This window comes from Burkholderia sp. AU39826, from assembly GCF_020419965.1.
GTDB lineage: Bacteria > Pseudomonadota > Gammaproteobacteria > Burkholderiales > Burkholderiaceae > Burkholderia > Burkholderia semiarida.
The window spans coordinates 1-22172 of sequence record NZ_JAIZQG010000021.1; the positions used below are offsets into that span (position 1 = coordinate 1).

14 protein-coding genes, 4 tRNA genes and 1 rRNA gene are annotated in these 22172 nt (G+C 61.6%); 18 read left to right on the forward strand and 1 reads right to left on the reverse strand.

Annotation, left to right across the window (positions count from 1 at the left end; translation table 11 throughout):
• A 5S ribosomal RNA gene (gene rrf / locus LGM42_RS26585) occupies positions 1-101 on the forward strand; the annotation flags it as partial.
• A 228-nt stretch (positions 102-329) separates the two neighbouring features.
• Here rrf and LGM42_RS26590 read toward each other — a convergent pair.
• Positions 330-1450 (reverse strand): IS3 family transposase gene (locus LGM42_RS26590; RefSeq protein ID WP_226233753.1). Its coding sequence is split into 2 segments (ribosomal slippage): positions 330-1192 and positions 1192-1450, totalling 1122 coding nucleotides; the frame shifts between segments, so codons are not numbered across the junction.
• A 1145-nt stretch (positions 1451-2595) separates the two neighbouring features.
• On the opposite strand from LGM42_RS26590, the gene LGM42_RS26600 reads away from it, so the two are divergent.
• The 17 genes from LGM42_RS26600 (at position 2596) to fusA (ending at position 22136) form a co-directional block, all read left to right on the forward strand.
• Positions 2596-2681: transfer RNA gene (locus LGM42_RS26600), tRNA-Tyr, on the forward strand.
• 43 nt (positions 2682-2724) lie between these two features.
• Positions 2725-2798: transfer RNA gene (locus tag LGM42_RS26605), tRNA-Gly, on the forward strand.
• Positions 2799-2820: 22 nt separating this feature from the next.
• Positions 2821-2895, forward strand: a tRNA-Thr gene (locus tag LGM42_RS26610).
• Between the two features lie 66 nt (positions 2896-2961).
• Positions 2962-4152, forward strand: a complete 1191-nt coding sequence (gene tuf, locus LGM42_RS26615; RefSeq protein WP_034209732.1) for an elongation factor Tu — start codon at positions 2962-2964, stop codon at positions 4150-4152.
• A gap of 59 nt (positions 4153-4211) precedes the next feature.
• A tRNA-Trp gene (locus LGM42_RS26620) sits at positions 4212-4287 on the forward strand.
• Between the two features lie 42 nt (positions 4288-4329).
• Complete coding sequence (gene secE / locus LGM42_RS26625; RefSeq protein ID WP_006482892.1) at positions 4330-4710, forward strand: preprotein translocase subunit SecE; 381 nt, start codon at positions 4330-4332, stop codon at positions 4708-4710.
• Between the two features lies 1 nt (position 4711).
• A complete protein-coding gene (gene nusG / locus LGM42_RS26630) occupies positions 4712-5269 on the forward strand; it encodes a transcription termination/antitermination protein NusG (RefSeq protein ID WP_006400672.1) in 558 nt (185 codons plus the stop codon).
• A 141-nt stretch (positions 5270-5410) separates the two neighbouring features.
• A complete protein-coding gene (gene rplK, locus LGM42_RS26635) occupies positions 5411-5842 on the forward strand; it encodes a 50S ribosomal protein L11 (protein ID WP_006477201.1) in 432 nt (143 codons plus the stop codon).
• Positions 5843-6541 (forward strand): 50S ribosomal protein L1, encoded by a 699-nt coding sequence (gene rplA, locus LGM42_RS26640; RefSeq protein ID WP_006482906.1) that lies wholly within the window; start codon positions 5843-5845, stop codon positions 6539-6541.
• A gap of 308 nt (positions 6542-6849) precedes the next feature.
• Positions 6850-7347, forward strand: coding sequence for a 50S ribosomal protein L10 (gene rplJ / locus LGM42_RS26645; RefSeq protein ID WP_006482916.1), 498 nt, complete (start codon positions 6850-6852; stop codon positions 7345-7347).
• 63 nt (positions 7348-7410) lie between these two features.
• Positions 7411-7785 carry a 50S ribosomal protein L7/L12 gene (gene rplL, locus LGM42_RS26650; protein WP_006482911.1) on the forward strand — a complete coding sequence of 125 codons (375 nt, stop codon included), beginning with the start codon at positions 7411-7413 and terminating at the stop codon, positions 7783-7785.
• 381 nt (positions 7786-8166) lie between these two features.
• Complete coding sequence (gene rpoB, locus LGM42_RS26655) at positions 8167-12273, forward strand: DNA-directed RNA polymerase subunit beta (protein ID WP_034209726.1); 4107 nt, start codon at positions 8167-8169, stop codon at positions 12271-12273.
• A gap of 21 nt (positions 12274-12294) precedes the next feature.
• The gene (gene rpoC, locus LGM42_RS26660) at positions 12295-16536 is read left to right on the forward strand and encodes a DNA-directed RNA polymerase subunit beta' (protein WP_006482896.1); all 4242 of its coding nucleotides are present in this window, start codon (positions 12295-12297) and stop codon (positions 16534-16536) included.
• A gap of 277 nt (positions 16537-16813) precedes the next feature.
• Entirely contained in the window at positions 16814-18661 is a 1848-nt protein-coding gene (recQ, locus tag LGM42_RS26665; RefSeq protein ID WP_226233755.1) for a DNA helicase RecQ, read from the forward strand.
• Positions 18662-18886: 225 nt separating this feature from the next.
• The gene (gene rpsL, locus LGM42_RS26670) at positions 18887-19267 is read left to right on the forward strand and encodes a 30S ribosomal protein S12 (RefSeq protein ID WP_006400662.1); all 381 of its coding nucleotides are present in this window, start codon (positions 18887-18889) and stop codon (positions 19265-19267) included.
• 172 nt (positions 19268-19439) lie between these two features.
• On the forward strand, positions 19440-19910 hold the full coding sequence (rpsG, locus tag LGM42_RS26675; protein ID WP_006477195.1) for a 30S ribosomal protein S7: 471 nt from the start codon (positions 19440-19442) through the stop codon (positions 19908-19910).
• 123 nt (positions 19911-20033) lie between these two features.
• Positions 20034-22136, forward strand: a complete 2103-nt coding sequence (gene fusA, locus LGM42_RS26680) for an elongation factor G (RefSeq protein ID WP_059535572.1) — start codon at positions 20034-20036, stop codon at positions 22134-22136.
• Positions 22137-22172: the final 36 nt, after the last annotated feature.

A 22172-nucleotide genomic window follows, 5' to 3' on the forward strand; every position in this document is an offset into this window, starting at 1 on the left:
AGCGAGTCGGTCCCACCCCTTCCCATCCCGAACAGGACCGTGAAACGACTCTACGCCGATGATAGTGCGGATTCCCGTGTGAAAGTAGGTAATCGTCAGGCTCCCTAAGCCAAGAACCCCCGCCCGAAAGGCGGGGGTTTTTGCATTTCGGTCTCCCAAAAGGCATGCGTCGGGCCGCGCCCGTTCCATCTGCGCTCCTGCGGACCTGCCAGGTTTCAGTCCGGACTGCAGTTAAAGTCCGAGGTTAAAAACTGCTGCTTTTCATCGTGCGCTCGGGCGAACTGACCTGCCCCCTTCAATAGGGCCAATGGGTTTCTAGCAAAGTCCCTTTAAACCAACTCCTGGAAAGCGGCAGGAGCATCCACTGCTGCCCGGTGTTTCGCAGCAAACTCTGCTGGCGACAGGTAGTTCAGCGCGCTATGCGGCCGTTCCTCGTTGTAGTCCTGGCGCCACGTCGCTATGAGCGCCCGAGCATGCCCGAGACTTGTGAACCAGTGCTCATTGAGGCATTCATCGCGGAACTTGCCGTTGAACGACTCGATATACGCATTCTGCGTCGGTTTGCCCGGCTGAATCAATTTCAACGTCACGCCATTGGCGTAGGCCCATTGGTCGAGCGCACGGCTCGTAAATTCCGGTCCCTGGTCCGTTCGCACGGCCTTGGGATAGCCCCGGAAACGCGCTGCTCGGTCCAACGCCCGAGCCACATACAAGCCCGAAATGCCATGATCGACGACGATATCGATCGACTCCTTCGTGAAGTCATCGACGATGGTCAAGCACTTCAAGCGGCGGCCATTGGAGAGCGCATCCATGACGAAATCGATTGACCAGACCTCGTTCGGCGCGCTCGGCAAACTCAGCTGCTCGCGTTCAATCATCACCCCGTGGCGCCGACGGCGGCGCCGTACCGCCAGTCCCGCCTCACGGTAGAGGCGATGCACCCGCTTATGGTTCGCGTGAATGCCTTCGCGCTCCACCAGCGCATGCAGTCGGCGGTAGCCGAACCGACGGCGTTCATGGGCCAGTTCGACCAAGCGCGCCATCAACGCTTCATTCTCGGCATCTGGCTTCGCGTCGTAATGCAGCACGCTGCGAGAAAGCCCGACAAGCCGGCAGGCGCGGCGCTCGGAGATATTGACCTTCTCCCGAATCGCCACCACTGCTTCGCGTTTGGCTTGTGGGCTCAGGGCTTTCCCTTCACGACCACCTTGAGGGCTTCCATGTCGAGCATCGCTTCAGCCAGCAGTTTCTTGAGCCGCGCGTTCTCGCTCTCCAGGTCCTTGAGTCGACGGGCTTCCGATACCTCCATGCCGCCGAACTTCGCACGCCAGGTGTAGAACGACGCGTCACTGAACCCGTGCTTCCTGCACAGCTCCTTGACCGGCATGCCGGCCTCGGCTTCCTTCAGAAAGCCGATGATTTGCTCTTCCGAAAAGCGTTTCTTCATGTTCGTCTTCTCCGAAAACGAACTTTACTAGGTTCCGCCTGGCCCTGTTTGCTGGGGGCAGGTCACAACCTGCCAGAAACGAAGTCCATCGACCAACTCTGATCCGGGCCTATTGGTAACGGCAGAGGTGTGCGCTCGACGGCCGCAATACGCTTGCGTCGCCGCTTGCGCGCACCCAGTCCCGCCTTGCTGTACAGGCGCCGGATGGCTTGTGGCTGGCGAAGCACGCGTGCACGTTCACTGGTCTGAATCGCCGGACGTTGCGGCGGCCGGCCTCGCCAGACAGCGACCAGCAAGTGCGGCAACGACAATGCGAACTGGCGCGGCGGCGGCCACGGTTTGGCTCGCCTCGCCCGCACGTCTTGCTGCGCCGAGAGGGTCTATCGCTTCGCCTGAAACGGCGAAAGAAGCGTCCGAGTCATTGGCGCGTGGTCATGTCGACACCCAATGGCATCGACAAAAGCCGGGCGGTGGACTTCGTTGCTGACGCGCTGGTGCGTGGTCGACGTATTCGAATGTTGGCCATCATCGATACGTGGAACCGGGCGGTTTCCGCACATCGAGGTCGACTTCTCGCTGGTGGATGTTCACGTGGCGCGTCTGCTCGAGCAATTGCGACAACGAGGACGGCGCCCCAATCTGGTTCTGGTGGATGGCCGCGCACGAGCGGTTGCGATTTCGCGTAATACCGACGGTTCGCAGCGGTCAGCACGACCAGATGCTCACGTTGGCCTGCTGCCTCTTAGAGTATCCCTCAGCCGCCCCTGACGAAGAAGCCAGGAAGCCCCAAGGTCGCCTGTAGGTCCCTATTCCTGCCGAACGCCCCACCGGGCCTCCGCGGACAACGGGCGACCGCGCCGGGTGCTCGGCCCGGCACGAAATTTGCGGAAAATTTGCGTCTACCCGCTTGGCATTGTGCGAAAGAGGCCGTATGATGGCGGTCTTTCGTTTTTAGCGCAGATGCAGATCGGCGCTGAAGGCGGAGTCTGACGAAGATGTGGTGCCGGTCGGCAACATCTCGCGCTTGCCTTAGCCGGGCAAGGGCGGCGATCGGCGGGAAGCAGAGGTCGGGAAGAAAGTGAAAATAATCTTCCGGATATGCTTGACAGGAGTGCGATGCACCCCCATAATCGTCAGTTCTCTACGGAGGGGTGCCCGAGTGGCTAAAGGGGGCAGACTGTAAATCTGTTGGCTTACGCCTACGTTGGTTCGAATCCAACCTCCTCCACCAAGATATCAGCGCAGTGAGCGGCAAGGAATCGTTAGTGGCCCGTGCGGGTGTAGCTCAATGGTAGAGCAGAAGCCTTCCAAGCTTACGACGAGGGTTCGATTCCCTTCACCCGCTCCAGACCGCTAAGTTGAAGCGTAGCGCCCATGTGGCTCAGTGGTAGAGCACTCCCTTGGTAAGGGAGAGGTCGGCAGTTCGATCCTGCCCATGGGCACCAGCAGTAAAAAGTCAGTGTCTTGTTTGCGCGCGGCGCAACCTGTGAAATTCCTTTTGGGAGTTGAAAATGGCCAAGGAAAAGTTTGAGCGGACCAAGCCGCACGTGAACGTTGGTACGATTGGTCACGTTGACCACGGCAAGACGACGCTGACGGCAGCGATCACGACGGTTCTGACGAAGAAGTTCGGCGGCGAAGCGAAGGCGTACGACCAGATCGACGCGGCACCGGAAGAAAAGGCGCGCGGCATCACGATCAACACGGCACACGTCGAGTACGAAACGGCTAACCGCCACTACGCACACGTCGACTGCCCGGGCCACGCTGACTACGTGAAGAACATGATCACGGGCGCGGCGCAGATGGACGGCGCGATCCTGGTTTGCTCGGCAGCAGACGGCCCGATGCCGCAAACGCGTGAGCACATCCTGCTGGCGCGTCAGGTTGGCGTTCCGTACATCATCGTGTTCCTGAACAAGTGCGACATGGTGGACGACGCGGAACTGCTCGAGCTGGTCGAGATGGAAGTTCGCGAACTGCTGTCGAAGTACGACTTCCCGGGCGACGACACGCCGATCGTGAAGGGTTCGGCGAAGCTGGCGCTGGAAGGCGACACGGGCGAGCTGGGCGAAGTGGCGATCATGAACCTGGCAGACGCACTGGACACGTACATCCCGACGCCGGAGCGTGCGGTTGACGGCGCGTTCCTGATGCCGGTGGAAGACGTGTTCTCGATCTCGGGCCGCGGTACGGTGGTGACGGGTCGTGTCGAGCGCGGCATCATCAAGGTCGGCGAGGAAATCGAAATCGTCGGTATCAAGCCGACGGTGAAGACGACCTGCACGGGCGTGGAAATGTTCCGCAAGCTGCTGGACCAAGGTCAGGCAGGCGACAACGTGGGTATCCTGCTGCGCGGCACGAAGCGTGAAGACGTGGAGCGTGGCCAGGTTCTGGCGAAGCCGGGTTCGATCACGCCGCACACGCACTTCACGGCTGAAGTGTACGTGCTGAGCAAGGACGAAGGCGGCCGTCACACGCCGTTCTTCAACAACTACCGTCCGCAGTTCTACTTCCGTACGACGGACGTGACGGGCTCGATCGAGCTGCCGAAGGACAAGGAAATGGTGATGCCGGGCGACAACGTGTCGATCACGGTGAAGCTGATCGCTCCGATCGCGATGGAAGAAGGTCTGCGCTTCGCGATCCGCGAAGGCGGCCGTACCGTCGGCGCCGGCGTCGTCGCCAAGATCATCGAGTAAGCCAGTTATTCGTTGATCGACAGTTTTGGGGCTGGCAGCAGCCGGCCCCAACATGGTTTAGGGGTATAGCTCAACTGGCAGAGCGTCGGTCTCCAAAACCGAAGGTTGGGGGTTCGATTCCCTCTGCCCCTGCCAAAAATCGCCACGTGTCCCACGTGGCATTTGTTTTAAGGTGTTATGGCGAATCCATCCGTCGAAACTGTAAATACCTCCGGCGATAAGCTGATGCTGGCCCTGGGCGTATTGCTGGTGTTGGCCGGATTCGTGGGCTTCTTCTGGCTGGCCAATCAGCAGTGGTATGTCCGCGGTGCCGCGTTGGCGGTAGGTATCATCGCCGGCGTGGCCGTCGGGCTGATGTCCGCCCCTGGCAAGAGCCTCATCGCGTTTGCCAAGGATTCGTACAAGGAAGTCCGGAAGGTCGTATGGCCCACCCGCAAGGAAGCAACGCAAACCACACTCGTCGTGTTCGGTTTCGTGCTCGTGATGGCGATTTTCCTCTGGTTGAGCGACAAATCGATCGAATGGGTGATTTTCTCGGCGATTCTGGGTTGGAAATGATATGAGCGATACTCCGGCATCCCCGAGCGGAAAGCGTTGGTACGTCGTGCACGCCTACTCCGGTATGGAGAAGAGCGTGCAACGCGCGCTTCAAGAGCGCATCGAACGTGCTGGCATGCAGGACAAATTCGGTCAGATCCTGGTTCCGACCGAAGAAGTGGTCGAAGTCAAAGGCGGCCACAAGGCTGTGACCGAACGTCGTTTCTTCCCTGGCTACGTGCTGGTGGAAATGGAAATGACGGACGAAACGTGGCACCTCGTGAAGAACACCGCGAAGGTCACGGGTTTCGTCGGCGGTGCGCGTAACCGCCCGACCCCGATTTCCCCGAAGGAAGTCGAGAAGATCATGTCGCAGATGCAGGAAGGCGTCGAAAAGCCGCGCCCGAAGACCCTGTTCGAAGTCGGCGAGATGGTGCGTGTCAAGGAAGGCCCGTTCACGGACTTCAACGGCACCGTCGAAGAAGTCAACTACGAGAAATCGCGCGTGCGTGTGTCGGTCACCATCTTTGGCCGCTCGACCCCCGTCGAACTCGAGTTCGGTCAGGTCGAAAAAGTTTGATCCCGATTCGGTGGGCAGCCTCGGCTGCCCACCTTCGCGCTTACGGCCCGCGTCATGGCCGTTGAGGAGCGTCAGTAGCCAGCGGCGAAAGCGCGTTATCACTCACCGAACGCCTTCTCCGGCGTTCCAATGAGGTTTCAAATGGCAAAGAAGATTATCGGCTTTATCAAGCTGCAGATCCCTGCAGGTAAAGCCAACCCGTCGCCGCCGGTTGGTCCGGCACTGGGCCAGCGCGGCCTGAACATCATGGAGTTCTGCAAGGCGTTCAACGCGCAGACTCAAGGCATGGAGCCGGGTCTGCCGGTGCCGGTGGTCATCACGGCATTCGCTGACAAGAGCTTCACGTTCGTGATGAAGACGCCGCCGGCGACCGTCCTGATCAAGAAGGCGGCGAAGGTGGACAAGGGCTCGAGCAAGCCGCACACCGACAAGGTCGGTTCGATCACGCGCGCTCAAGCCGAAGAAATCGCGAAGACCAAGATGCCGGACCTTACGGCAGCTGATCTGGACGCAGCCGTTCGCACCATCGCTGGTAGCGCACGCTCGATGGGTATCACTGTGGAGGGCGTGTAAATGGCTAAGATCTCCAAGCGCCGTCAGGCATTTGCCGCCAAGGTCGACCGTCAGAAGCTGTACGCGATCGAAGACGCACTGAGCCTCGTGAAGGAATGCGCGAGCGCGAAGTTCGACGAGTCGATCGACGTCGCAGTCCAGCTCGGCATCGATGCGAAGAAGTCGGACCAGGTCGTTCGTGGTTCGGTCGTTCTCCCGGCAGGTACGGGCAAGTCGGTTCGCGTTGCCGTGTTCGCGCAAGGCGAAAAGGCCGAGCAAGCTCGTGCAGCTGGCGCGGAAATCGTCGGTATGGAAGACCTGGCTGAGCAGATCAAGGCTGGCCAGATGGACTTCGACATCGTGATCGCTTCGCCGGACACGATGCGTATCGTCGGTACGCTCGGCCAGATCCTCGGCCCGCGCGGCCTGATGCCGAACCCGAAGGTCGGTACGGTCACGCCGGACGTCGCAACCGCCGTCAAGAACGCGAAGGCTGGTCAGGTGCAATTCCGTGTCGACAAGGCCGGTATCATCCATGCGACCATCGGCCGTGCATCGTTCGAGCCGACCGCGCTGCGTTCGAACCTGTCGGCGCTGATCGAAGCGCTGCAGAAGGCAAAGCCGGCAACGAGCAAGGGCGTGTACCTGCGCAAGATCGCACTGTCGAGCACGATGGGCGTCGGCGTGCGCGTCGACCAGGCTACGCTGGCAGCACAGTAAGCAAGTATTCGGGCCGCTTCGCTCGCGAAGCGGTCCACATGGGCTTTGGGCGGTTGTTCGTGCAGCAGGGCGGGCAACCGGTTATCAAAGACCGTTGGTGGGGCGCAGCAGTCAGGTGATCCCCTTAATTCAAGCCAACGCAGATGGCGAACCCGAAAAAGTTTTGCAGTGGTGAAGCCGCAGGCCGCGAAGCGATTCGCGGCATGAGGTGGAAATACTCCTAACGAGGTCGGACGCCGTTGTTGAACGAGGTACGTGAGGTTTCGCCATACCGGCAAGGCCGAACGTATCGTTTCTGGAGGCTAACCGTGCCGCTTAATAGAGAAGACAAGCAAGCCGTCGTCGCTGAGGTTTCCGCGCAAGTCGCGAAGGCCCAGACCGTTGTGCTGGCTGAGTATCGTGGAATTGCGGTTGGCGATCTGACCAAGCTGCGCGCGCAAGCGCGTGAGCAAAAGGTTTACCTGCGCGTGTTGAAGAACACGCTGGCGCGTCGCGCTGTCGAAGGTACGCCGTTTGCTCCGCTGGCAGAGCAGATGACTGGTCCGCTGATCTACGGCATCTCGGAAGATGCAATTGCCGCTGCTAAGGTCGTCAACGACTTCAGCAAGAGCAATGACAAGTTGGTCATCAAGGCTGGTTCGTTCGATGGCAAGGTGATGGACAAGGCTGGCGTGCAAGCGCTGGCAAGCATCCCGAGCCGCGAAGAACTGCTCTCGAAGCTGCTGTTCGTTATGCAAGCGCCTGTTTCGGGCTTCGCGCGTGCTCTGGCCGCGCTGGCCGAGAAGAAGCAAGCGGAAGCTGCGTAAGCGAACGTGCATCAGCGTCATTGATCGCTGGCTGTATCCGAATTCAATTTAGGAGTATTTCAAATGGCAATCGCAAAAGAAGACATCCTGGCAGCAGTCGAAGGGATGACCGTTCTGGAACTGAACGAACTGGTCAAGGCATTCGAAGAGAAGTTTGGCGTGTCGGCAGCTGCAGTGGCAGTCGCTGGCCCGGCAGGCGGCGGCGCTGCTGCTGCTGCAGAAGAGAAGACCGAATTCACGGTCGTCCTGGCTGAAGCCGGCGCCAACAAGGTTTCGGTCATCAAGGCCGTTCGCGAACTGACGGGCCTGGGCCTGAAGGAAGCGAAGGACCTGGTTGACGGTGCACCGAAGCCGATCAAGGAAGGCGTCGACAAGGCTGCTGCTGAAGAAGCCAAGAAGAAGCTGGAAGAAGCTGGCGCGAAGGTCGAAGTCAAGTAAGTTTCGGCGCGCTGTGCGAAGGCTGGCGGTATTTTCACCGCCGGCCTTTTTGTGCTTTGTGGGGACGTTATTCTGGCACTCATTCGGGAGCCCGAATAATCGGCCCCAGAAGCCAAAGAAAACCGCCTGATCGTTGTGATGCATCACTCACGATTGGCGGTTCTCTTTGTCTTCTGAAGCGACTGCAGAAGGCAAGTTTGGTCGGGTAGCGGGCAACACAGGCATCCGCTGCCGTCAGCCAGCGGTTGGTAGCGGCCAACCACCAAGCTTCTCGGCTCGTTCAAGCCGTCGAACGGCCATCGGGTCTCAGTCGGTGAACACTCGGGTTTGAAACGTCCAGGTATTCCGCCTCGATAGCACCCGCCGTGATTCGGAGATCGTATGCAATATTCCTTCACCGAGAAGAAGCGCATTCGCAAGAGTTTCGCGAAGCGCCCCATCGTTCACCAAGTTCCGTTCTTGCTGGCTACTCAGCTTGAATCATTCAGCACGTTTCTGCAAGCCGATGTGCCCGCGACGCAACGTAAGCCCGAGGGTTTGCAGGCCGCGTTCACGTCGGTATTTCCCATTGTTTCGCACAACGGTTTCGCGCGCCTCGAGTTCGTGAGCTATGCGCTGTCGTCGCCGGCATTCAACATCAAGGAATGCCAGCAGCGCGGCCTGACGTACTGCTCCGCGCTGCGCGCGAAGGTCCGCCTCGTCATCCTCGACAAGGAATCGCCGAACAAGCCGGTCGTCAAGGAAGTGAAGGAGCAGGAAGTGTACATGGGCGAAATTCCGCTCATGACGCCGACGGGCTCGTTCGTCATCAACGGCACCGAGCGTGTCATCGTCTCGCAGCTGCATCGTTCGCCGGGCGTGTTCTTCGAACACGACAAGGGCAAGACGCACAGCTCGGGCAAGCTGCTGTTCTCGGCACGGATCATTCCGTACCGCGGCTCGTGGCTCGACTTCGAATTCGATCCGAAGGACATCCTGTATTTCCGCGTCGACCGTCGCCGCAAGATGCCGGTCACGATCCTGCTGAAGGCCATCGGCCTGACGCCGGAACAGATCCTCGCGAACTTCTTCGTGTTCGACAACTTCACGCTGATGGACGAAGGCGCGCAACTCGAGTTCGTGCCCGAGCGCCTGCGTGGCGAAGTCGCGCGCTTCGACATCACGGATCGCGACGGCAAGGTCATCGTCCAGAAGGACAAGCGGATCAACGCGAAGCACATTCGCGACCTCGAAGCCGCGAAGACCAAGTTCATCTCGGTGCCGGAAGACTATCTGCTCGGCCGCGTGCTGGCGAAGAACGTCGTCGACGGCGACACCGGCGAAGTGATCGCGAGCGCGAACGACGAAGTCACGGAAAGCGTGCTCGAGAAGCTGCGCGAAGCGGGCATCAAGGACATCCAGACGCTCTACACGAACGATCTGGACCAGGGTCCTTACATCTCGTCCACGCTGCGTGTCGACGAAACGACCGACAAGACGGCCGCGCGCATCGCGATCTACCGCATGATGCGTCCGGGCGAGCCGCCGACCGAAGAAGCGGTCGAGGCGCTGTTCAACCGTCTGTTCTACAGCGAAGAAGCGTACGACCTGTCGAAGGTCGGCCGCATGAAGTTCAACCGCCGCGTCGGCCGTGACGAGATCGTCGGCCCGATGACGCTGCAGGACGACGACATCCTCGCGACGATCAAGATCCTCGTCGAGCTGCGTAACGGCAAGGGCGAAGTGGACGACATCGACCACCTCGGCAACCGTCGCGTGCGTTGCGTCGGCGAACTGGCGGAAAACCAGTTCCGCGCCGGTCTCGTGCGTGTCGAGCGCGCGGTCAAGGAACGCCTCGGCCAGGCCGAAAGCGAAAACCTGATGCCGCACGACCTGATCAACTCGAAGCCGATTTCGTCGGCGATCCGCGAGTTCTTCGGTTCGTCGCAGCTGTCGCAGTTCATGGACCAGACCAACCCGCTGTCGGAAATCACGCACAAGCGCCGTGTTTCCGCACTGGGCCCGGGCGGTCTGACGCGCGAGCGCGCAGGCTTCGAAGTCCGCGACGTGCACCCGACCCACTACGGCCGCGTGTGCCCGATCGAGACGCCGGAAGGTCCGAACATCGGCCTGATCAACTCGCTCGCACTGTACGCGCACCTGAACGAGTACGGCTTCCTCGAGACGCCGTACCGCAAGGTCGTGGACGGCAAGGTGACCGATCAGATCGACTACCTGTCGGCGATCGAGGAAGGTCGCTACATGATCGCCCAGGCGAACGCCGCGATCGACGAAGACGGCCGACTGATCGACGAACTCGTGTCGTCGCGCGAAGCCGGCGAAACGATGATGGTCACGCCGGACCGGATCCAGTACATGGACGTCGCGCCGTCGCAGATCGTGTCGGTGGCAGCGTCGCTGATCCCGTTCCTCGAGCACGATGACGCGAACCGTGCACTGATGGGTTCGAACATGCAGCGTCAGGCCGTGCCGTGTCTGCGTCCGGAAAAGCCGGTCGTCGGTACGGGCATCGAGCGCACCTGCGCGGTCGACTCGGGTACGACGGTTCAGGCGTTCCGCGGCGGTGTGGTCGACTACGTCGACGCAGGCCGTATCGTGATTCGCGTGAACGACGACGAAGCGGTCGCGGGTGAAGTCGGTGTCGACATCTACAACCTGATCAAGTACACGCGTTCGAACCAGAACACGAACATCAACCAGCGTCCGATCGTGAAGATGGGCGACAAGGTCTCGCGCGGCGACGTGCTGGCCGACGGCGCCTCGACGGACCTGGGCGAGCTCGCGCTCGGCCAGAACATGCTGATCGCGTTCATGCCGTGGAACGGCTACAACTTCGAGGATTCGATCCTGATCTCGGAGAAGGTGGTCGCGGACGATCGCTACACGTCGATCCACATCGAAGAGCTGAACGTCGTTGCACGCGACACGAAGCTCGGGCCGGAAGAAATCACGCGCGACATCTCGAACCTGGCGGAAGTCCAGCTCGGCCGTCTCGACGAATCGGGCATCGTGTACATCGGTGCGGAAGTCGAAGCTGGCGACGTGCTGGTCGGTAAGGTCACGCCGAAGGGCGAGACCCAGCTGACGCCGGAAGAGAAGCTGCTGCGCGCGATCTTCGGCGAGAAGGCTTCGGACGTGAAGGACACGTCGCTGCGCGTGCCGTCGGGCATGAGCGGGACGGTGATCGACGTCCAGGTGTTCACGCGTGAAGGCATCCAGCGCGACAAGCGTGCGCAACAGATCATCGACGACGAACTGAAGCGCTACCGTCTCGACCTGAACGACCAGCTGCGCATCGTGGAAGGCGACGCGTTCCAGCGTCTCGCGCGCATGCTCGTGGGCAAGGTCGCGAACGGCGGTCCGAAGAAGCTCGCGAAGGGCACGAAGATCGACCAGGCTTACCTGGAAGACCTCGACCATTACCACTGGTTCGACATCCGCCTCGCGGACGACGAAGCGGCGGCGCAGCTCGAAGCGATCAAGAACTCGATCGAAGAGAAGCGTCACCAGTTCGACCTCGCGTTCGAAGAGAAGCGCAAGAAGCTCACGCAAGGCGACGAACTGCCGCCGGGCGTGCTGAAGATGGTCAAGGTGTACCTCGCGGTGAAGCGCCGTCTGCAGCCTGGCGACAAGATGGCGGGCCGTCACGGTAACAAGGGTGTCGTGTCGAAGATCGTTCCGATCGAAGACATGCCGTACATGGCCGACGGCCGTCCGGCAGACGTCGTGCTGAACCCGCTCGGCGTGCCGTCGCGGATGAACGTGGGTCAGGTTCTGGAAGTGCACCTCGGCTGGGCCGCGAAGGGCCTCGGCTGGCGTATCGGCGAAATGCTGCAGCGTCAGGCGAAGATCGAGGAACTGCGCGCGTTCCTGACGAAGATCTACAACGAGTCGGGCCGCCAGGAAGATCTGGAAAGCTTCACCGACGACGAGATCCTCGAACTCGCGAAGAACCTGCGCGAAGGCGTGCCGTTCGCGACGCCGGTGTTCGACGGTGCGACCGAGGAAGAAATGGGCAAGATGCTCGACCTCGCGTTCCCGGACGACATCGCCGAACAGCTCGGCATGAACCCGTCGAAGAACCAGGTCCGCCTGTACGACGGCCGCACGGGTGAAATGTTCGAACGTCGCGTGACGCTCGGCTACATGCACTACCTGAAGCTGCACCACCTGGTCGACGACAAGATGCACGCGCGTTCGACCGGCCCGTACTCGCTCGTCACGCAGCAGCCGCTGGGTGGTAAGGCGCAGTTCGGTGGCCAGCGTTTCGGTGAAATGGAAGTGTGGGCACTCGAAGCGTACGGCGCGTCCTACGTGCTGCAGGAAATGCTGACGGTGAAGTCGGACGACGTGACCGGCCGGACGAAGGTGTACGAAAACCTCGTCAAGGGCGATCACGTGATCGATGCAGGCATGCCGGAATCCTTCAACGTGCTCGTGAAGGAAATCCGCTCGCTCGGTATCGATATCGATCTCGACCGCAATTAATCGGACTACGGAGAGAAAGCAATGAAAGCTCTGCTCGATCTATTCAAGCAAGTCCAACAGGAAGAAGTTTTCGACGCGATCAAGATCGGTCTGGCCTCGCCCGACAAGATCCGTTCGTGGTCGTTCGGCGAAGTGAAGAAGCCGGAGACCATCAACTACCGTACGTTCAAGCCGGAACGCGATGGTCTGTTCTGCGCGAAGATCTTCGGGCCGATCAAGGACTACGAGTGCCTGTGCGGCAAGTACAAGCGTCTGAAGCACCGCGGCGTGATCTGCGAGAAGTGCGGCGTCGAAGTGACGCTGGCGAAGGTGCGTCGCGAACGGATGGGCCACATCGAGCTGGCCTCGCCGGTCGCGCACATCTGGTTCCTGAAGTCGCTGCCGTCGCGTCTGGGCATGGTGCTCGACATGACGCTGCGCGACATCGAACGCGTGCTGTACTTCGAAGCCTATGTGGTCATCGAACCGGGCATGACGCCGCTGAAGGCGCGGCAGATCATGACCGAAGAGGATTACTACAACAAGGTCGAGGAATACGGCGACGAATTCCGTGCCGAAATGGGCGCGGAAGGCGTGCGTGAACTGCTGCGCGCGATCAACATCGACGAGCAGGTCGAGACGCTGCGCACCGAGCTGAAGAACACCGGCTCGGAAGCGAAGATCAAGAAGTACGCGAAGCGCCTGAAGGTCCTCGAGGCATTCCAGCGCTCGGGCATCAAGCCCGAGTGGATGATCCTCGAAGTGCTGCCGGTGCTGCCGCCGGAACTGCGTCCGCTCGTGCCGCTGGACGGCGGCCGTTTCGCGACGTCGGACCTGAACGACCTGTATCGCCGCGTGATCAACCGGAACAACCGGTTGAAGCGTCTGCTCGAGCTGAAGGCGCCTGAAATCATCGTCCGCAACGAAAAGCGGATGCTGCAGGAAGCCGTCGACTCGCTGCTCGACAACGGTCGTCGCGGCAAGGCGATGACGGGCGCGAACAAGCGTCCGCTGAAGTCGCTCGCCGACATGATCAAGGGCAAGGGCGGTCGTTTCCGTCAGAACCTGCTGGGCAAGCGCGTCGACTACTCGGGCCGTTCGGTCATCGTGGTCGGCCCGACGCTGAAGCTGCACCAGTGCGGTCTGCCGAAGCTGATGGCGCTCGAGCTGTTCAAGCCGTTCATCTTCAACAAGCTGGAAGTGATGGGCGTCGCCACGACCATCAAGGCCGCGAAGAAGGAAGTCGAGAACCAGACGCCGGTGGTGTGGGACATCCTCGAAGAGGTGATCCGCGAGCACCCGGTGATGCTGAACCGTGCGCCGACGCTGCACCGTCTCGGTATCCAGGCGTTCGAGCCGGTGCTGATCGAAGGCAAGGCGATCCAGCTGCACCCGCTCGTCTGCGCGGCGTTCAACGCCGACTTCGACGGTGACCAGATGGCCGTTCACGTGCCGCTGTCGCTCGAAGCGCAGATGGAAGCGCGCACGCTGATGCTCGCGTCGAACAACGTGCTGTTCCCGGCCAACGGCGATCCGTCGATCGTGCCGTCGCAGGATATCGTGCTAGGTCTGTACTACGCGACCCGCGAAGCGATCAACGGCAAGGGCGAAGGCCTGTCGTTTACCGGCGTGTCGGAAGTGATCCGCGCGTACGAGAACAAGGAAGTCGAGCTGGCCTCGCGCGTCAACGTCCGGATCACCGAAATGGTCCGCAACGAGGACACGTCGGAAGGCGCGCCGGAATTCGTGCCGAAGATCACGCTGTACGCGACGACCGTCGGTCGCGCGATCCTGTCGGAGATCCTGCCGCACGGCCTGCCGTTCTCGGTGCTGAACAAGCCGCTGAAGAAGAAGGAAATCTCGCGCCTGATCAACACGGCGTTCCGCAAGTGCGGTCTGCGTGCGACGGTCGTGTTCGCCGACCAGCTGATGCAGTCGGGTTTCCGTCTCGCGACGCGTGCCGGCATCTCGATCTGCGTTGACGACATGCTCGTGCCGCCGCAGAAGGAAACGATCGTCGGCGACGCCGCGAAGAAGGTGAAGGAGTACGACCGCCAGTACATGTCGGGTCTCGTCACCGCGCAGGAACGCTACAACAACGTGGTCGACATCTGGTCGGCAACGTCGGAAGCGGTCGGCAAGGCGATGATGGAGCAGCTGTCGACGGAGCCCGTGATCGATCGCGACGGCAACGAGACGCGCCAGGAGTCGTTCAACTCGATCTACATGATGGCCGACTCGGGCGCCCGGGGTTCGGCGGTTCAGATTCGTCAGCTGGCCGGCATGCGTGGCCTGATGGCGAAGCCGGACGGCTCGATTATCGAGACGCCGATTACCGCGAACTTCCGCGAAGGTCTGAACGTGTTGCAGTACTTCATCTCGACCCACGGTGCACGTAAGGGTCTGGCTGATACGGCACTGAAGACCGCGAACTCGGGTTACCTGACGCGTCGTCTCGTCGACGTCACGCAGGATCTGGTCGTGGTGGAAGACGATTGCGGCACGTCGAACGGCGTGGCGATGAAGGCGCTCGTCGAAGGCGGTGAAGTCGTCGAAGCGCTGCGCGACCGTATCCTCGGCCGCGTCGCGGTCGCGGACGTCGTGAACCCGGAAACGCAGGAAACGCTGTACGAATCGGGCACGCTGCTCGACGAAACGGCGGTCGAGGAAATCGAACGCCTCGGCATCGACGAAGTGCGCGTGCGCACGCCGCTGACCTGCGAAACGCGTTACGGTCTGTGCGCAGCCTGCTACGGCCGCGACCTTGGCCGCGGCTCGCTCGTGAACGTCGGCGAAGCGGTCGGCGTGATCGCCGCGCAGTCGATCGGCGAGCCGGGCACGCAGCTGACGATGCGTACGTTCCACATCGGTGGCGCGGCGTCGCGTGCGGCAGTGGCCTCGTCGGTCGAAGCGAAGAGCAACGGTATCGTCCGCTTCACGGCGACGATGCGCTACGTCACGAACGCGAAGGGCGAGCAGATCGTCATTTCCCGTTCGGGCGAAGCGATGATCACCGACGACTTCGGTCGCGAGCGCGAGCGTCACAAAGTGCCGTACGGCGCGACGTTGCTGCAGCTCGACGGCGCGACCATCAAGGCCGGCACGCAGCTCGCCACGTGGGATCCGCTGACGCGCCCGATCATCACCGAGTACGGTGGTACGGTGAAGTTCGAGAACGTCGAGGAAGGCGTGACCGTCGCGAAGCAGATCGACGACGTGACGGGCCTGTCGACGCTGGTCGTGATCGACGTGAAGCGCCGCGGTTCGCAGGCGTCGAAGAGCGTGCGTCCGCAGGTGAAGCTGCTCGACGCGAACGGCGAGGAAGTGAAGATTCCGGGCACGGAGCACGCAGTGCAGATCGGCTTCCAGGTCGGCGCACTGATCACCGTGAAGGATGGCCAGCAGGTGCAGGTCGGTGAAGTGCTCGCACGTATCCCGACGGAAGCGCAGAAGACGCGTGACATTACCGGCGGTCTGCCGCGGGTGGCGGAACTGTTCGAAGCGCGTTCGCCGAAGGATGCCGGCATTCTCGCGGAAGTCACCGGTACGACGTCGTTCGGCAAGGACACGAAGGGCAAGCAGCGTCTCGTCATCACGGACCTCGAGGGCAACCAGCACGAGTTCCTGATCGCGAAGGAAAAGCAGGTTCTGGTTCACGATGCCCAGGTGGTCAACAAGGGCGAAATGATCGTGGACGGTCCGGCCGATCCGCACGACATCCTGCGTCTGCAGGGTATCGAGGCGCTGTCGCGCTACATCGTCGACGAAGTGCAGGACGTGTACCGTCTGCAGGGCGTGAAGATCAACGACAAGCACATCGAGGTGATCGTTCGCCAGATGCTGCGTCGTGTGCAGATCACCGACAACGGCGATACGCGCTTCATCCCGGGCGAACAGGTCGAGCGTTCCGACATGCTGGACGAGAACGATCGCATGATCGCCGAGGGCAAGCGCCCGGCTTCGTACGACAACGTGCTGCTCGGTATCACGAAGGCTTCGCTGTCGACCGACTCGTTCATCTCCGCGGCATCGTTCCAGGAAACGACCCGCGTGCTGACCGAAGCGGCGATCATGGGCAAGCGCGACGATCTGCGCGGCCTGAAGGAAAACGTGATCGTCGGCCGTCTGATTCCGGCCGGTACGGGTCTCGCGTTCCACAAGGCACGCAAGGCGAAGGAATCGTCGGATCGCGAGCGTTTCGACCAGATCGCAGCGGAAGAGGCATTCGACTTCGGCACGCCGAGCGCGCCGGCGGAAGAGCCGCAACACCCGGCAGCCGAGTAAGCGCGGGGCGGCGAAAGCCGCGTTGCCTTGCTATCATCGCTGTCACCGAAACCGCCCGGTTCTGCCGGGCGGTTTTTTTTCGTCCTTCGTTCACGCGCATGACGTGCCTGTGCCGCGCCGACGCATGCTCCGCGATCGCCTTCGGCATGGCGGCGACAGGCTCATGATGCACGCGAACGAACCCTGACCGAATGGCCAACATCGCGCGATTCGCCACGCGTCGCGCGAGCGGGTTGTTAAAATTGCGGTCATCGTTTAGCCGTCCCTGGTCTCATTCATGTCCCGCGCCCTCGAAATACTCGACGAAGTCTTTGGTTATTCCGCCTTTCGCGGCCAGCAGGGTGAGATCGTCGAGCACGTCGCCGGCGGCGGCGATTGTCTCGTGCTGATGCCCACGGGCGGCGGCAAGTCGCTGTGTTACCAGATTCCCGCGCTGCTGCGCCGCGAGGCCGGGCAGGGCGCCGGCATCGTCGTGTCGCCGCTGATCGCGCTGATGCAGGACCAGGTCGCCGCGTTGAGCGAAGTCGGCGTGCGCGCGGCTTACCTGAATTCGACACTGTCGGGCGCCGAGGCGGCAGCCACCGAGCGCGCGCTGCGCGAAGGTGAAATCGACCTGCTGTACGTCGCGCCGGAGCGGTTGATGACGGGGCGCTTCCTCGACCTGCTCGAGCGCGCGAAGATCGGGCTGTTCGCGATCGACGAAGCGCACTGCGTGTCGCAATGGGGGCACGATTTCCGTCCGGAATACATCCAGCTGTCGGTGCTGCACGAGCGCTTCCCGTCGGTGCCGCGCATCGCGCTGACCGCCACGGCCGACGCGATCACGCGCGACGAGATCATCCATCGGCTCGCGCTCGACGACGCACGCGTGTTCGTGTCGAGCTTCGACCGCCCGAACATCCGCTACCGGATCGTCGAAAAGGACAACGCGCGCTCGCAGCTGCTCGACTTCATCCGCGCCGAACACACGAATGCCGACGGCACGACGGATGCGGGCGTCGTCTACTGCCTGTCGCGCCGCAAGGTCGAGGAAACGGCCGAATGGCTGAAGGCGCAGGGCGTGCGCGCGCTGCCGTATCACGCGGGGATGGAATTCGAGGTGCGGCAGAAGCACCAGGAAATGTTCCAGCGCGAGGAAGGCATCGTGATGTGCGCGACGATCGCGTTCGGCATGGGTATCGACAAGCCCGACGTGCGCTTCGTTGCCCACCTCGATTTGCCGAAGAGCGTCGAAGGCTACTACCAGGAGACCGGCCGCGCGGGCCGCGACGGGATGCCCGCGAACGCGTGGATGGCGTATGGCCTCGGCGACGTCGTCCAGCAGCGCAAGATGATCGACGAGTCGGATGCGGACGACGCGCACAAGCGCGTGCAGACGTCGAAGCTCGACGCGCTGCTCGGATTGTGCGAGACGATCTCGTGTCGCCGCGTGCGGCTGCTGAACTACTTCGGCGAGGCGAGCCAGCCGTGCGGCAACTGCGACACGTGCCTGGAGCCGCCCGATTCATGGGACGCGACGCGCGAGGCGCAGATGGCGCTGTCGTGCGTGTTTCGCGCGCAGCGCGCGAGCGGCTTCAACTTCGGCGCGAGCCATCTGATCGAGATCCTGCGCGGCGGCCGCACCGAGAAGGTGCTGCAGCGCGGCCATGACCAGTTGAGCACGTTCGGTATCGGCGCGTCGCTGTCCGAGCCCGAGTGGCGCGCGATTTTCCGGCAACTGGTCGCGTACGGCTACCTGGCGGTCGACCATGGCGGCTTCGGCGCGCTGGTGCTCACCGAGGCCGCGAAGCCGGTGCTGAAGAACGAGGAAAAGGTCACGCTGCGCCGCTACGTGAAGCCGCAGCGTACGCACCAGTCGTCGAGCCGCAGCGGCACGCGGGTCGACCCGACGGCCGGCATGGGCGCTCGCGAGCGCGCACGCTGGGACGCGCTGCGTGCGTGGCGCGCGGAAACCGCGAAGACGGACGGCGTGCCGGCCTACGTGATCTTCCACGACGCGACGCTCGCCGAAATCGCGCGCAACGCGCCGGAGACGATCGACGACCTGCGTCACATTCCAGGCATGGGCGTGCGCAAGCTCGAGCGCTTCGGCGACGAGATCATCGACGTCGTCGAATCGGCTTGACACAGGGTTCCGACCCCTTCCATAGACCGCGCGGTCGGCCGGCAAATCACGCAAGCCGTTGACTTCGTTGGTATTTCCGGAATATCATGTTGGGTTCCGGTATTCGGAGGCCGCGTCGCGTTCGAAAGTTCGCGCCCGATCCGCCGGTTCGGAAGTCAACTGTGCGTCGATTCTCGCTTTGCCCGAAATCGATGTGCAGATTTTGTTCAATTTCAGGAATAAACAATGCCAACCATCAACCAACTGGTTCGCAAAGGCCGTCAGTCGGAAACGACGAAGAGCAAGAGCCCGGCCCTGCAGGACTGCCCCCAGCGTCGCGGCGTGTGCACCCGTGTGTACACGACGACGCCGAAGAAGCCGAACTCGGCACTCCGTAAGGTCGCCAAGGTTCGTCTGACGAACGGCTTCGAAGTGATTTCGTACATCGGCGGTGAAGGCCACAACCTGCAGGAACACTCGGTTGTGCTGATCCGCGGCGGCCGTGTGAAGGACTTGCCGGGTGTGCGTTACCACATGGTTCGCGGCTCGCTGGATACCCAGGGCGTCAAGGACCGTAAGCAAGCGCGCTCGAAGTACGGCGCGAAGCGTGCAAAGGCTGCCAAGTAAGCAGTTTTTGATCAGGGATCGCCGCAGGGCGGTCGAGGCGGGAGTGCCGGATTGCCGGTGCTGTCGAGTAAGTGGTCACCCGGCCAAGCTGGTTAGTCGTGAAGATGTGATCGGGTTTGTTGGTGGCCGCGGAGCTGAATCCAGCTCCAACTGAACAAGTAAAGGAAGAATCATGCCGCGTCGTCGCGAAGTCCCCAAGCGGGAAGTGTTGCCGGATCCGAAGTTCGGCAACGTTGATGTTGCCAAGTTCATGAACATGCTGATGCTGTCCGGCAAGAAGTCGGTCGCAGAGCGCATCGTTTATGGCGCATTCGAACAAATCCAGACCAAGGGTGGCAAGGACCCGCTGGAAGTGTTCACGGTTGCGCTCAACAACGTGAAGCCGGTGGTCGAAGTGAAGAGCCGTCGCGTTGGTGGTGCCAACTATCAAGTTCCGGTCGAAGTGCGCCCGTCGCGTCGTATGGCATTGGCGATGCGCTGGCTGCGTGAGGCTGCGAAGAAGCGCAGCGAGAAGTCGATGGCCCTGCGCCTGGCAGGTGAACTCTCCGAAGCGGCCGAAGGCCGTGGCGGCGCGATGAAGAAGCGCGACGAAGTTCACCGCATGGCAGAAGCCAACCGCGCGTTCTCGCATTTCCGTTTCTAAGCGCCTGGCTGGGCTGTTTGCGGAAATAAATTCCGGGCGGGTGCGCTTTTCAGGCGCCTCGCCCGTTTGTGTTGAGGCGTGATGCGGCAAGGCTGCATCACGTCATCCCAGTAGAGGATCAAAGTGGCTCGCAAGACTCCTATCGAGCGCTACCGCAATATCGGTATTAGCGCTCACATCGACGCCGGCAAGACGACGACGACCGAGCGCATTCTGTTTTACACCGGTGTGAACCACAAGATCGGTGAAGTCCACGACGGCGCAGCCACGATGGACTGGATGGAGCAGGAACAGGAACGTGGCATCACGATCACGTCCGCCGCTACCACGGCCTTCTGGAAGGGCATGGGCGGCAACTATCCGGAACACCGCATCAACATCATCGACACCCCGGGCCACGTCGACTTCACGATCGAAGTGGAGCGTTCGATGCGCGTGCTCGACGGCGCGTGCATGGTGTACTGCGCAGTGGGCGGCGTGCAGCCGCAGTCGGAAACGGTGTGGCGTCAGGCGAACAAGTACAAGGTGCCGCGTCTCGCGTTCGTCAACAAGATGGACCGTACCGGCGCGAACTTCTTCAAGGTCTACGACCAGCTCCGTCTGCGCCTGAAGGCGAACCCGGTTCCGGTCGTGGTGCCGATCGGCTCGGAAGAAAACTTCAAGGGCGTGGTCGACCTGATCAAGATGAAGGCGATCATTTGGGACGAGGCGTCGCAAGGCACGAAGTTCGACTACGTCGACATCCCGGCCGAACTCGCCGAGACCTGCAAGGAATGGCGCGAAAAGATGGTCGAAGTGGCTGCCGAAGCCAGCGAAGACCTGATGAACAAGTACCTGGAAGAAGGCGATCTGCCGGAAGCCGACATCGTCAAGGCGCTGCGTGATCGTACGATCGCATGCGAAATCCAGCCGATGCTGTGCGGTACCGCGTTCAAGAACAAGGGCGTGCAGCGTATGCTCGACGCCGTGATCGACTTCCTGCCGTCGCCGGTCGACATCCCGCCGGTCAAGGGCGAGCTCGAGAACGGTGAAGAAGCAGAGCGCAAGGCGTCGGACGACGAGAAGTTCTCGTCGCTCGCGTTCAAGATCATGACCGACCCGTTCGTCGGCCAGCTGATCTTCTTCCGTGTGTACTCGGGCGTCGTCAACTCGGGCGACACGCTGCTGAACTCGACCAAGGGCAAGAAGGAACGCCTCGGCCGTATTCTGCAGATGCACGCGAACCAGCGTGAAGAAATCAAGGAAGTCCGCGCAGGCGACATCGCCGCGGCGGTCGGCCTGAAGGAAGCCACCACGGGCGACACGCTGTGCGACCCGGCGAACCCGATCGTTCTCGAACGCATGGTGTTCCCGGAGCCGGTGATTTCGCAGGCGGTCGAGCCGAAGACCAAGGCCGACCAGGAAAAGATGGGCCTCGCACTGAACCGTCTGGCTCAGGAAGACCCGTCGTTCCGCGTGCAGACCGACGAAGAGTCGGGCCAGACCATCATTTCGGGCATGGGCGAGCTCCACCTCGAAATTCTGGTCGACCGGATGAAGCGTGAATTCGGCGTGGAAGCGACCGTCGGCAAGCCGCAGGTTGCGTACCGCGAAACGATCCGTTCGACGGCGAAGGATGTCGACGGCAAGTTCGTCAAGCAGTCGGGTGGTCGCGGCCAGTACGGTCACGCGGTCATCACGCTCGAGCCGAACGAACAAGGCAAGGGCTACGAGTTCTTCGACGAGATCAAGGGTGGTGTGATTCCGCGCGAATACATCCCGGCGGTCGACAAGGGTATCCAGGACACGCTGAAGTCGGGCGTGCTGGCCGGCTTCCCGGTCGTCGACGTGAAGGTGCACCTGACGTTCGGTTCGTACCACGACGTCGACTCGAACGAAAACGCGTTCCGCATGGCCGGTTCGATGGCGTTCAAGGAAGCGATGCGCAAGGCGAACCCGGTCGTCCTCGAGCCGATGATGGCTGTCGAAGTCGAGACGCCGGAAGACTACATGGGCAACGTGATGGGCGACCTGTCGGGCCGTCGCGGTATCGTCCAGGGCATGGAAGACATGGTTGGCGGCGGCAAGATCGTGCGCGCCGAAGTGCCGCTGTCGGAAATGTTCGGCTATTCGACTTCGCTGCGCTCGCTGACGCAAGGTCGTGCAACGTACACGATGGAGTTCAAGCACTACGCTGAAGCTCCGCGCAACGTTGCCGAAGCGATCATCAGCGCGAAGTCGAAGTAAATCTGTAGCTCTCAATCGATTATTTTTTGAAAGAAG